The 11,521-nt window shown below is 54.1% G+C and carries 11 protein-coding genes, 1 tRNA gene and 1 pseudogene; 6 read left to right on the top strand and 7 right to left on the bottom strand.

The genetic code is table 11. The features are described from left to right. Window positions 1-93 precede the first annotated feature (93 nt). On the top strand, window positions 94-1,002 hold the full coding sequence (locus tag L1P09_RS15245; RefSeq protein ID WP_009681223.1) for a LysR family transcriptional regulator: 909 nt from the start codon (window positions 94-96) through the stop codon (window positions 1,000-1,002). A 47-nt stretch (window positions 1,003-1,049) separates the two neighbouring features. Here L1P09_RS15245 and L1P09_RS15250 read toward each other — a convergent pair whose 3' ends face one another. From L1P09_RS15250 to L1P09_RS15265, 4 genes are all read right to left on the bottom strand, one after another. Further along, the gene (locus tag L1P09_RS15250; RefSeq protein WP_235767802.1) at window positions 1,050-2,351 is read right to left on the bottom strand and encodes a carbohydrate porin; all 1,302 of its coding nucleotides are present in this window, start codon (window positions 2,349-2,351) and stop codon (window positions 1,050-1,052) included. Window positions 2,352-2,391: 40 nt separating this feature from the next. Continuing rightward, a complete protein-coding gene (gene iaaH, locus L1P09_RS15255) occupies window positions 2,392-3,903 on the bottom strand; it encodes an indoleacetamide hydrolase (RefSeq protein ID WP_235767803.1) in 1,512 nt (503 codons plus the stop codon). A gap of 97 nt (window positions 3,904-4,000) precedes the next feature. After that, window positions 4,001-4,726, bottom strand: coding sequence for a helix-turn-helix transcriptional regulator (locus tag L1P09_RS15260; RefSeq protein ID WP_054881500.1), 726 nt, complete (start codon window positions 4,724-4,726; stop codon window positions 4,001-4,003). A gap of 526 nt (window positions 4,727-5,252) precedes the next feature. Continuing rightward, the gene (locus L1P09_RS15265; RefSeq protein WP_235767804.1) at window positions 5,253-6,347 is read right to left on the bottom strand and encodes a recombinase; all 1,095 of its coding nucleotides are present in this window, start codon (window positions 6,345-6,347) and stop codon (window positions 5,253-5,255) included. A 152-nt stretch (window positions 6,348-6,499) separates the two neighbouring features. Here L1P09_RS15265 and L1P09_RS15270 point away from each other — a divergent pair. Next, window positions 6,500-6,584 (top strand) — tRNA-Leu (locus tag L1P09_RS15270). Between the two features lie 489 nt (window positions 6,585-7,073). Beyond that, window positions 7,074-7,487: a DoxX family protein gene (locus L1P09_RS15275; protein WP_054905744.1), complete on the top strand. Its 414-nt coding sequence runs from the start codon at window positions 7,074-7,076 to the stop codon at window positions 7,485-7,487. Between the two features lies 1 nt (window position 7,488). Here L1P09_RS15275 and L1P09_RS15280 read toward each other — a convergent pair whose 3' ends face one another. After that, the gene (locus L1P09_RS15280) at window positions 7,489-7,692 is read right to left on the bottom strand and encodes a hypothetical protein (RefSeq protein WP_054905743.1); all 204 of its coding nucleotides are present in this window, start codon (window positions 7,690-7,692) and stop codon (window positions 7,489-7,491) included. 401 nt (window positions 7,693-8,093) lie between these two features. Here L1P09_RS15280 and adhP point away from each other — a divergent pair, with 401 nt between their 5' ends. Further along, on the top strand, window positions 8,094-9,104 hold the full coding sequence (gene adhP / locus L1P09_RS15285) for an alcohol dehydrogenase AdhP (protein WP_054905742.1): 1,011 nt from the start codon (window positions 8,094-8,096) through the stop codon (window positions 9,102-9,104). Window positions 9,105-9,177: 73 nt separating this feature from the next. On the opposite strand, the gene L1P09_RS15290 is transcribed toward adhP, so the two are convergent. Next, a complete protein-coding gene (locus L1P09_RS15290) occupies window positions 9,178-9,408 on the bottom strand; it encodes a hypothetical protein (RefSeq protein ID WP_154211978.1) in 231 nt (76 codons plus the stop codon). Window positions 9,409-9,615: 207 nt separating this feature from the next. Here L1P09_RS15290 and L1P09_RS15295 point away from each other — a divergent pair, with 207 nt between their 5' ends. Next, window positions 9,616-9,852 carry a hypothetical protein gene (locus tag L1P09_RS15295; protein ID WP_033690011.1) on the top strand — a complete coding sequence of 79 codons (237 nt, stop codon included), beginning with the start codon at window positions 9,616-9,618 and terminating at the stop codon, window positions 9,850-9,852. A 107-nt stretch (window positions 9,853-9,959) separates the two neighbouring features. After that, window positions 9,960-10,301: a hypothetical protein gene (locus L1P09_RS15300; RefSeq protein ID WP_009681233.1), complete on the top strand. Its 342-nt coding sequence runs from the start codon at window positions 9,960-9,962 to the stop codon at window positions 10,299-10,301. Between the two features lie 60 nt (window positions 10,302-10,361). On the opposite strand, the pseudogene L1P09_RS15305 reads toward L1P09_RS15300, so the two are convergent. Beyond that, window positions 10,362-11,327, bottom strand: a pseudogene (locus L1P09_RS15305) (DUF4113 domain-containing protein); the annotation flags it as partial. Between the last annotated feature and the right edge of the window lie 194 nt (window positions 11,328-11,521).

The following is an 11,521-nucleotide window of genomic DNA, read 5'->3' on the forward strand; positions in this document are numbered from 1 at the left end:
TACGTGACAGGACTATCGTAAAAAGCGCTTAAGAATCGAGCAAATCAATGTTTTGTGTGTACTATATAGACAGCCTTTATTTTGGTGCCTGTTATGCCCCAGTTCGATTTCAACCTCATCACGGCCTTCATTACGCTATATGAAACCGGCAGCGTGACCGTTTCAGCTGAGCGCCTTTGCGTCACTCAGCCGTCCGTCAGCTACTCGCTGGCTAAGCTTCGGGAGCAGTTTGACGATGCTCTTTTCGTGCGAAGTAGCCAGGGGATGCAACCCACCAGGCTGGCTGCTCAGCTGTACCCAGGCTTTAAGGAAGCCTCGAGGTGCATTGATACCGTGGTCGCAGATGCGAAGCGCTTTGAGCCAAGCCACTCCACCAGACGATTCAAACTTGCACTGTCTGACCTGGGAGAAATGGCCTTTCTGCCGGGCTTGATGCATAACTTCAATGTGACGGCTCCAAACATAGAGCTGGAAATTGTTCCTCTAGAAATTGAGTCTGTTGGCACTTGGCTGAGTGAGGGTCATGTTGACGCCGCAATCTGCAGCCGGACTCTTACCGCAGCTGGTATCTCATCAAAAACGTTACTTTCTGAACGTTACGTCTGCCTGCTTGATGGTGCTCACCCTCGTATTGGATCTGACCTATCCATGGAGCAGTTCAAGATCGAACCCCATGTGTTAGTCACCAGAACCTCAGGACACGGGATGGCAGAGGATGTCCTGCAGCGGCTTGGTATCAAGCGAAGAATTAAACTGAAGCTTCCCCACTTCTCAGTCCTGCCGAAAGTAATTCCAGGTACTGAGCTTCTTGTCATTCTGCCAAGCAGGATTGCCAAGAGCTTCTGCGAGATGCCGCTGCCTTCCAAGTTGAAAACAATGGAGTTGCCGTTTGAGGTTCCATGCTTTGAAGTGACGTTGCATTGGCACTCACGCAGTGAGCAATCTACTGCGCTTACTTGGTTTATCAACCAAGTCCAGGCAGCAATTGGCGAAAACGAGTGATTCAACGGAGGTTGCCCACCTTTAGTGGTAGGCAACCATCGATTTATCTACAGTCCAATCTGCGAGCCCAGGTCGTAGACGACTTGAAGGCCGAGCACCGTGCCAGTTCCGCTCACCTCAGCACTTGGGTTGTAAAAGTTGCTCGGATTGAAGATGTACTGAACGCTCGGCTCAAATGACAGGTACTTGGTTGCCTGCCAATGCATGTTCAGCTCGACCCGAGACTCTCCCTTTGACATATGCTGATCTCGGCCAGTTGCAGCGAAGCGCTGCTGATTCTGGAAATCAACTTGCTTGTCGGACAGGCGCAGGTAGCTAGCCTTGAGGCTTACAGAATCCTGAGGTCGACCGAATGGCCCCACTCGGGTAACACCAGCCTCTAGGAAATGCTCGAACGGCTGCGAGTTGTCAGCATTGTATGACCATGCCCCGAACACCTGCCAGGCCTGGCCAAGCGACTTGGGATCTGAGAGGTCATCACGAGCCACGGTCTGACTGAACCGGAAGATGGCCCCGCTGCTGCCTCGATGTTTCGAGCCATCAGAAATATCTATCTGCTCAGCGCTGTTGTGGAAGGCATTAAGCTCATAGCGGTATGGATAGGGGTTCTGGGCAATTGTCTGCTCAAGGCCCACCCCGGCGAGGCTGGTTGCTCCGCTGGCATTGCCCGGATCCCAGTGAACCCCCTTAGTTTTTTTAAGATAGTCTTCGGGGTTGGATTCGAATACACCACCGTGAACATACATATTGTCATTCACAGTGTATTTGGCATAGCCACCCCAGCTGCCATATGGGTAAGGCAGAATGCCGGTTGTGTACTCAATCAGTGGGTCGTTGCATGCTACGATAGTCCCACAGTTGGACACATAGAAGTAACGCTTGGCGTTAGTCCGACCCGCTGTAATTTGCAAACGATCATCCAGGAAATTCTGGCTGTACGCAAAGAGCGACAAATAGCCTGCATCGATGTCATTGTGCATCACCGAACCGGCCAGAGCACTGCCCACTGCACCTTGCCATTTATCGGCAGTAGGTACGCCCTCATTCCTCATCCAAGGGAAGAAAGTGTACTCGAAGTGAAAAGTACCCAGGTTGTTATCAAGTAGCTTGCCGAGGTCTAAATCGGCTCCTGCAAAGATCGCCCCCGCATTCGCAAAGCTGTGGGGGCGTGGCCCCGTGTCCAGATTTTTAAGAGATTGGTTCGTGACGACATAATGCGGTTTGAATGCGCTGTCATCTCCCAACGCAATGCTGGATAATAAGACTCCAGTGATTGCGGTGATGGTCAATACCGCTTTAAAACTTAATTCACGCACAGGGGTGCCCGCAAAGCTTTTATACTTATTCATACGTCTACCCAGAACTCAAAAATAGCTATTGACTTGCTTTTCAGTGAGCGATGCTTGGAATCGGGCCAGGGCCCCAAATCGACTCAAGGGTTCGGCTAATGGCGAGAAGCTCGTCATCTTGGCCAGGTAGGGAGTCAATCTCCATTCCTACGGGAAGCTTGGATTTTTCACCTAGGCCAATTGGAATGCTCAAGCCGGGCATTTTTACATTACTGCTCGGATCGGAGTTCCGGATGATGCGTAGGAAGTTTTCAGGGGTTCCGGCTTCTGGGCCAGTTTTGATTGCCACCTCAGGAACAGCAGGGAACAGAAGTGCGTCAATTTTGTTCTCTGCGAAAGTGCGCTTATAGAGTTCTTCCAGTCTAGGAAGGCCTTCTTTGATGGCTTGGTCATAGATAGGCTGACCCGCGACCATCTTTCCATCAGCACCAGGAACGAGTACCGGAACAACCATGTCGTTGAAAATGGCCTTGACGTCAGGGCTTGCTACCTGTGAAGCCAACTGGTCGAACGAGACACCAGTATTTTGCTCCTTCAGATATGCTGAGAGTGCTTTCTTGGCCTCAACAATCGCTACGGGAGTGGCTACTGCCGCAGCAAGCTCTTTGAGCTTAGGCATCTGAACTGGAACGACCTGCACGCCTGCTGCCTGGAGTTTTTCAAGTGCTTGACTTGCAGCTTTCCCTACGTCGCTATCCAGATCTGCCCAAAAGAAATCCGGTAGTCCGAGGCGGATTCCATTTGCTGGTTTTGCGGGCAATGGGTTTTTCCCGCTTAGAATTGAGTCGAGTAACACCACATCCCCGACTGTATTCGCCATGGGCCCTGCTGTATCACGGGTAGGGGAAATGGGGGTGATACCCTGACCGCTGTAGCGACCAACCGTGGGGCGGAAACCTAAGCAGCCATTCAACGCACAAGGTTCTCGAGTTGACCCACCTGTGTCAGTACCCAGTGCTATAGGCACCATTCTCGCTCCAAGAGCAACTGCGCTGCCAGATGACGAGCCACCTGAGATCCGAGATTGGTCGAAAGCGTTACGAATGCCGATCACATCTTTGGTGTGATAACCCAGGTTGTACCCCGTCACGCCAAACGCCAACTCATGCATGTTGGTTTTGCCGAGGATGATTGCCCCAGCGGCCTCGAGCTTGTCGATGATAGGGGCGTTCGCCTTAGGCATGAAATGGCGCAAGGCTGGAGTGCCAGCAGTATTTGCGAAACCTACAACTTGAATGTTGTCTTTGATGGCAATCGGGACGCCATCGAGTGGCCTGCATTCCCTACCGCTTGAAAGCCGAGCATCGACCTTTTTAGCTTCCGCCAAGGCACGTCGGTGATCTACAGCGATGAACGCGTTGAGCTGGGGGCGTGCATGAATCCGCTGTAACCAGTATTTGACTACTTCCTGGCTGGTGACCTGCTTGCTGCAGATTGCCTGAGCGGTCTGCTCAGCGCTGAGGGTGTAGAGAGGGCTCAGAGCTTCCGCAGCGTAGCTGTTTGAAATTCCGGATGTGATGGCCAAAGCCAGCAGTGCTGTTTTTTTATTCACGTTAGGTTTCCGAGGTTTGGCCGATACCCCTCCGGCACCGGTGCCTCATTTACCCATACGGAGAACTACTCAAAAATCCTCATAATTGAGGATGTGTTCAGTGGGGCCGGCCCCGTACCGCCAGTTCGGTACGATTGCTTGCACCAGTTTTGTGCATCGCATTCTTGAGGTGCGTTCTGACTGTGGTAAATCCAATACCCATCAAACGTGCGATCTCCTTGTCGCTGCAACCTGCTGCGACGTGTTCGATCACCGATACCTCCCGCCTGGTAAGGCCCACGCCAGGGGGCGGAGAGACGCACGACAACGACTGTTCGAAATAGGGCGTTAGGGCGTTCAGCATGGCCACATCGCGATAGTTGAATGATGGCTGGTCGGCGCTACGCCATATCCTCAGGTCTCCGATGTCGCGCCCTTGATCAAAGAAGAAGACGTTGATCCCGTGGTGCATACCGCATGGCTTCAGAAAATCAACGTAATGCTCACTGGCCTCGAGCGATTTCCGGTCGATCACATCATCTACACAGGTCGCTGTCCTCAATGACCGCATTTTCCAGGTGACGATGTCATTCACATGCCTGTGGCTGTCGTATTCGATGAGCTTGCGGGAATCGATGTTCAGCGATACACAACGCGTGGAAACTGCACGCCTATCGTCGCAAACGTATGAAGCCCCGAAGTCGGATTTGAGAAGCTTGGTAACATCCACCAGGATTTGACGCCTCACATCCTCCTGGTCACCACCAGAGGCTTTGAGCCTCCAGATGACCTGTGTGAAGAGGTCGAGCTCGTCAGTGGTCATGTCCACTTGATTATTTTTCATGATCGACCTCCTACAAGAAACGCATTTCCTTAGCAAAAAGCGTACCTCGACTGTGTGCGGCTGACCCTTTCCGAGAATTTTTGGGCCATTCAAGCCCACTCGTGCATCCTGCTCGGTCTGCATTGCGGCTGGCAGGTAAAGCGGATTCTGGAGTGAGGCTGCTGCTGGGCCGCTTGTGCCTCAGATTGCGGCCACTTATAGGCAGCACCCCACACCCAAGGATACGTCCAGATGCAGCCCCTCCATGAATGGGAAGTTCAGCTTGCTGGCGGCAACTCCATGCTGCTGCACAACATTGCTTCGCACAACGAAACGACCGGTCACTTCTAGTGTCTCAACAATTAATTCGAGAAAGTTGAATATATAACCAAGCCCTCGCAAGGTGTGAATGCGAAATCGCAGTACCAGAGTGCAAAACCGCAGGAACACAAAGCGAAATCACAGTAATCAAGTGCGAAACCACAAGACAATACTGCGACGTCGCAAGCAACTATTGCGATTTCGCTTACAGGTAGTCGAATCGGTGCTAGAGCGATACTGACTTTGCGTCAAGTATTTGAGTGTCGAGAGGTCTCAAGGTGTGCAGAAAGCCACGACAAACGTATCCTTTATCAACCTGGGCGTTGGAATAAATCTCATCTTCGACCCTAATTGCAGCTCGCCGAATCTCTGAGAGATATGCAGTTTTATAGCCATCGGTAACGTCCACGGACTGCCACCCCCCGTCATGATTGCAGAGGACTTTAATATAAAACGCTCCAACCTCAGCACGCTCAGCAATAGAAATGAAAATGTCTCGAAGAATTTTCCGTGGGAGATGCTTCCTATCGATAAGACTTTTAGAAACTTTAGTCAAAAAGCCCCTGACATTCGACTCAATAATTTTGGGTTGATCGACACCAGCAAATACGTAATCACCGCTAGTTTGCCTCATCGCATATAGCAATTGACAATACGCAGAGTCATTGAGTACCAAGTGGAATTCCTCGGAGTCTTTTAGCGAATCAGACTCATCAGCTTTGTCACGAGGAGGTAATACAATATACCTGGTTTCATGACAAACATAGCCTTTCCTGATCTTCTCAATTTCGCCAGGACGAACACCCGAAAAAAGCATAAAGAGAACAGCTGCTGATGCAGTTTTAAATGAGGCTGGGACTTCGCGCCGTGGCTGAGCATCACCAATTTCGATTGCACTTGAGATAACAGCTCCAAGCTCGTTTGGATTTACCCGAATCTTGTCGCGCTTGTTGTCATGCCAATTGCCAAGCGCAGTCATGATATCCACCGGATTGTAAGTATAAATACGCGCCCCTGCCTCATCCTTATAAAAAACGATGGCATAAGAGAAAACCGAGCCCAATAACGAAACCGCTTTATTAGCCGAACGGTTGCGCGGCTGACTCATTTTCCCACTAGCCCTCATCACTGGCGCAGTTTTTTTAGCATGCAGTTCAAGCACAATGTCATTCGTCACAGCGATCAACGCTAGATCACCGTACACAGGTCTGATGTAGTTATCGTAGGTTTTCGTATAATCGCCAATTGCGCCGCTGATCTTTAAAGGTTTTTCCACCGGCTTTAGTGACGCGTAAAGCCAAGCCTTTTGTATGAGTGTCATACACATAAATCTCAGACTTACCCTCAGGGCAAACCAGGTCTCTAAGCGCATCTTTAGTGAAATTGATCTTCAATGCCACGCCCACACTCCTTCCTGGCTCTAAACCGTTGATTTCCGCAAGATTTTCGTGTCTAATCGCCAGCTCACATCGCGCCCCGATGGTGAAATTGGTAGACACATCGCACTTAAAATGCGCCGCCGAAAGGTGTGCCGGTTCGAGTCCGGCTCGGGGCACCACTAAACACCCCCTCCTTCGCAAGACCCGGCCATCAGCACCACATTCCTGCTGATCTATCTCTTGTGCCTAAGGTATGTGAGCCTTCACATGCCTTAAAGCTGTCTAAAAAACGATCAATTCATTCGACTCGATAGCTTGGTAGCGGGCTTGGTAGCTGCGCCGGCAGCTCAACTCAGCACCCAACAGCCCTGCTCAGCTCTCACAAGCCCTCGGCAGCGGTGCAATATTCACTTCAAGGCTTTGATTCTCAAAGCTTTTAAGCTCAAGTAAGCCGAGTTCAGCTCTCGTAAGCTTTCAACAGCTCTCGTAAGCGGAATGAGGGGCAGAATGACTTAAAATCTGTCGGCGTGAGCCTTGCGGGTTCGAGTCCCGCTACTCGCATCAAATTCCCCTGAAAAGGCGCCTGCATGGCGCCTTTTTAGCGTCTGGCAGCAATGTTTTGCGCAGCTGCTAAAGTGGAGCATACATTTGTCCACTGGAACGCCGCCATGCGCTACTCCCTATTCGATGGTCAACGCGACATCATCATCCTGCTTGCCCGCGTGCTGTTGATGATCCTGTTCGTCTTGTCAGGCTGGGCCAAACTGACCGGTTTCGACGGGACCGTCGCCTACATGACCTCCCTAGGTGCCCCCGCCCCGATGCTGGCGGCCGCAATTGCGGTACTGATGGAGTTCGTGGTCGCCATCCTGCTGATCGTTGGCTTCTATACCCGGCCACTGGCAGCACTGTTCGCGCTGTTCGTGCTGGGCACCGCGCTGATCGGCCACCCTTTCTGGAACATGGTCGACCCCGAACGCAGCGCCAACATGACCCAGTTCCTGAAGAACATGGCCATTATGGGTGGCCTGATGCTATTGGCCGTGAGCGGCCCTGGGCGCTTCTCCGTAGACGGGCGCTGAGTCACTCGTCGCAGTCATCGAACCACGCCGGGTGCTCGAGCCGCTCTTCATCAAGGTCATCGAAGTCACCCGGCGTTTCGTCTTCCTCCAGCTCATCCTCGGCGCCCTGGGCGTCCGCCTCGTGTTCCACGTCGTCGCCATAGAGGAATTCGTGATCGAGAAGATGATCGTGCTCCGGCTCGTGAAGGTCGTCTTGGTCGCGCATGCTGGCTCCTGAAGTGTTTGGCAGGCCTGTATAGGCCGATCGAGGTGCCGGGTCAATGGGGGCTATTAATGCACCGTTAATGCCACCGGCCCAATCTGCAGGCTCTCCCTTCAAACGTTGCTTGCCCGCCTTCATGGCGGGCTTTTTTTCGCCCCGCCAATGACTCCGCCCCAAATGACAGGCTGATCACCTGCGCTTCACGAAATACCGACATCTGCTTGCGCACACTGACCCCGCTCCGTACGTTCTTGCAGCCCGCCGCACATTTGCCGCGGGCTTTTCTTTGTTCGACAGCCTGTGGCTGCTCACCCTCATGATCTGGAGCAGTTTTCCCCTCGCGCGCAAGGTCTATGCTGATCCGGCCATCACTCAAGCTCATTCGGATAGACACGGAGGCTCCTATGAAAGCTGCTGTTGTTGCGCCAGGCCGTCGCGTGGACGTTGTCGAGAAAACCCTGCGCCCACTGGAACACGGCGAAGCGCTGCTGAAGATGCAATGCTGCGGGGTATGCCATACCGACCTGCATGTCAAAAATGGCGACTTCGGTGACAAGACCGGTGTCGTGCTGGGTCACGAAGGCATTGGAGTGGTTCAGGAAGTAGGCCCCGGTGTCACTTCGCTCAAGCCCGGCGACCGCGCCAGCGTTGCCTGGTTTTACCAGGGCTGTGGGCACTGCGAATACTGCACCAGTGGCAACGAAACACTGTGCCGCGAAGTGAAGAATTCCGGCTACACCGTCGACGGCGGCATGGCCGAGGCCTGCATCGTCAAGGCCGACTACTCGGTCAAGGTGCCTGATGGCCTCGACTCTGCTGCGGCCAGCAGCGTCACCTGCGCCGGCGTCACCACCTACAAGGCCGTGAAAAGCTCCAACATTCGCCCCGGCCAGTGGATCGCCATCTATGGCCTCGGTGGCTTGGGCAATCTGGCCCTGCAATATGCGAAGAATGTGTTCAACGCCAAAGTGATTGCCATCGACGTCAACGACGAGCAACTGCGCTTCGCCAGCGAGATGGGCGCCGACATGGTGGTCAACCCCCGCACCGAGGATGCAGCGAAAGTCATTCAAGCCAAGACCGGTGGTGCCCATGCAGCCGTGGTTACGGCAGTAGCCAAAGCCGCATTCGACTCGGCGGTAGACGCCCTGCGTGCCGGTGGCCGCCTGGTTGCGGTCGGCCTGCCCTCCGAAGCCATGAACCTGAACATCCCCCGCCTGGTACTGGACGGCATCGAAGTAGTCGGCTCGCTGGTGGGCACCCGCCAGGACTTGCAGGAGGCCTTCCACTTTGCCGCAGAAGGCAAAGTCGTGCCCAAGGTGACACTCCGGCCGATCGAAGACATCAACCAGATCTTCGACGAGATGCTGGAAGGCAAGATCAAAGGCCGCATGGTGATCCAGTTCGAAGGTTGACCTGCTGACTACGCGCCGAACATTACCACTGCACAGCCCGCAGACAATCCGTTGCGGGCTTCGCTTCCACCGGTCAGTTTCTGCCCATTGGGGCAACGCTCAAGTTCGACCGCGCGTTCATGCCCTGTAGCAAAGGGGTCACCCCGTCCACGAGTGGCGACGTTGCGCACGCATGGCTACGAATACATTGATGATTGCCAGCACCGACAAACACTTGGCCGGCCGGCCCACCCTCATGCGGGCAATCGGCAGCCGCTTCTTTGAGAATCTTGTCCAACGATTCAACCATGCTGGAATAATCCATTCCTGACTCCGTCGTTGGTGAACATCGCTTACGTTCAACCATAGCTGAGAAACATTTCAACAGTACGCTGGGAAATACCCTGATACAGACCACTCCCTTCGGTGATGCTGACCGATCACCGGCATACCAGGTTCAAAGAAAAATCTCGCACTGTTCGACGTGAGGGTTTTGAATGGTCTGTACGGCTTGTACTTGCAGGAGACAGCAATGACCATTCGCAGCCTGGCCAGAATTCTTCCCCAAGACCCCAGCCGTCCAGGCTGGGTGCTTGGATGGGGTGTACTAAGAGACCGCTACCCCTGGCATTTTGTCGATGTCTATGCCGACCAGCAAACAGCACAGGCAGAGGCGCGGCGGCGCGGCGCGGGCTATGTGGTCGAGCATGGGTCACACCGGCTGGGGTCGAAGGAATTCATCTGTGGAACGAGCCTGCCGGAAGGCTAGCGCTGCGTTACTCGCTGCTGCGCACAAAAATCCGACAGAGTGACCAGGGCATCACCGCCGCGTGAGCTAAAGTTCTTGATGAACACACGCAACGTGAGATACCCATCATGATAAAAAGTGAAGCAGAAGAGGTGATCGAGCGTATCAGGCAGGATCTCGAGAAGCATGGTGTGAATATCGGCTTTGTACAAGAAGTTACCATACCGTATTTCGGTTGTGACCTTGACCACTACGTTGCGCAGGTCAGCGAGGCGCCAGGGAACTTGGTCAAGCGCATCCTGATACACGATGAGGCCTTATGGAGGGTGTTCAGGCGAGGTGATGTGCCTCGCTGCAAGATCAGTGAATGCCAATGCCGAGGCGAGCTGTTCGGCATGCCCATCATGATAGAGCCAAGAACCGATGACTCTTACACCATCCTGTACAACAACGGTCAAACAGGGTTTTGAGCTAACCGACGTACCCTCCGCAGGCTTTTAGCCTGCGGAGAACTCAAGCCGAGGCGCGACTCAGCATTTTACCTTCCACAACTGGTCAATTCGCGTCGTGTAGGATTGGCTCATCATCTCCCTCTTCATGCCCCAATCCGGCACCGCGGGCACACTGGCAGTGCGCACTGTACCCCTCCCCCAGCGCCCATTGATGTCGTCCATGACCGCCATCAATCGGTCGCACGCCACCGACTGCTTCAGGGCAAAAAGATCTTCTGAAAATTCGCCCGGTTGTCGAAGGTCCATCAACAGCACCTCGGCCTTGCTGTAGCGAAACCCGGGGCGGAAGATTTGCTCGACCGCTGCCGTAGCCAGCCCGGTCATGAGCAGTGTGTCGCAGGTCGGATAGGGCAGCTCCACCAATGCTCCCTGGGCGTGGTGTGGCTCCTGCGGGTTGAACATGCCGGTGCGGATGCTGACGCGCATGCGCTTGCACAGCGAACCCTGGGCACGCAATTTTTCCGCCGCACGGCCAACGTAGGTGGCCACTGCCTGCTTGATCGGCGCCAGGTCAGCAAGCCGCCTGCCGAACATGCGGCTGCAGCATATTTCCTGCTTCGGCGGCTCGACCTCATCCAGCTCAAGGCAGGGCGTACCGGCCAGCTCCCGGGCCGTTTTCTCCACGACCACGCTGAACTTGCGTCGCAGCGTCCAGGCATCGGCCCTGGCCAGGTCCATCGCCGTATGGATGCCCATTGCCTCGAAGTGCGCGGCCATGCGCCGGCCAACACCCCACACCTCCTTCACCTTGGTATTGCGGAGCACCCAGTCGCGCTTGAACGCATCGGTAATGTCCACAACCCCGCCCGTCTGGGCCTGTATGCGCTTGGCCGTATGGTTGGCCAGCTTGGCGAGCGTCTTCGTACCGGCGATGCCAACGCCAACCGGGATGCCCGTGCATTGAAAGACTCTTGAACGCACATTTCGCCCAAACAGGGTCAGGTCGCCCTGAATTCCGGACAGGTCAGCGAAGCACTCGTCGATATAAAGGAAAGAAGAACAGCCATGGACATGACTTCAGCTCAGACATTCCGCTACTCAATCTCTGATGTCGGATGTCCATAGAAAGAACCTCTTTTCCAGGAAATTGGGGCTTGAAGTCCATACCTGCGCAATTGCACCCATTTGACCAGTCAATTGCATTGGTACTGACCACCGCGTGCATCCGACTTGGCCAG

Origin of the sequence: Pseudomonas juntendi (genome assembly GCF_021560075.1) — a bacterium.
GTDB lineage: Bacteria > Pseudomonadota > Gammaproteobacteria > Pseudomonadales > Pseudomonadaceae > Aquipseudomonas > Aquipseudomonas juntendi.

Coding starts and splice junctions, on each gene's coding strand:
- L1P09_RS15245 (WP_009681223.1), top strand. CDS start 94: ATGCCCCAGTTCGATTTCAACCTCATCACGGCCTTCATTACGCTATAT.
- L1P09_RS15250 (WP_235767802.1), bottom strand. CDS start 2,351: ATGAATAAGTATAAAAGCTTTGCGGGCACCCCTGTGCGTGAATTAAGT.
- L1P09_RS15260 (WP_054881500.1), bottom strand. CDS start 4,726: ATGAAAAATAATCAAGTGGACATGACCACTGACGAGCTCGACCTCTTC.
- L1P09_RS15265 (WP_235767804.1), bottom strand. CDS start 6,347: ATGACACTCATACAAAAGGCTTGGCTTTACGCGTCACTAAAGCCGGTG.
- L1P09_RS15275 (WP_054905744.1), top strand. CDS start 7,074: ATGCGCTACTCCCTATTCGATGGTCAACGCGACATCATCATCCTGCTT.
- L1P09_RS15280 (WP_054905743.1), bottom strand. CDS start 7,692: ATGCGCGACCAAGACGACCTTCACGAGCCGGAGCACGATCATCTTCTC.
- adhP (WP_054905742.1), top strand. CDS start 8,094: ATGAAAGCTGCTGTTGTTGCGCCAGGCCGTCGCGTGGACGTTGTCGAG.
- L1P09_RS15290 (WP_154211978.1), bottom strand. CDS start 9,408: ATGGATTATTCCAGCATGGTTGAATCGTTGGACAAGATTCTCAAAGAA.
- L1P09_RS15295 (WP_033690011.1), top strand. CDS start 9,616: ATGACCATTCGCAGCCTGGCCAGAATTCTTCCCCAAGACCCCAGCCGT.
- L1P09_RS15300 (WP_009681233.1), top strand. CDS start 9,960: ATGATAAAAAGTGAAGCAGAAGAGGTGATCGAGCGTATCAGGCAGGAT.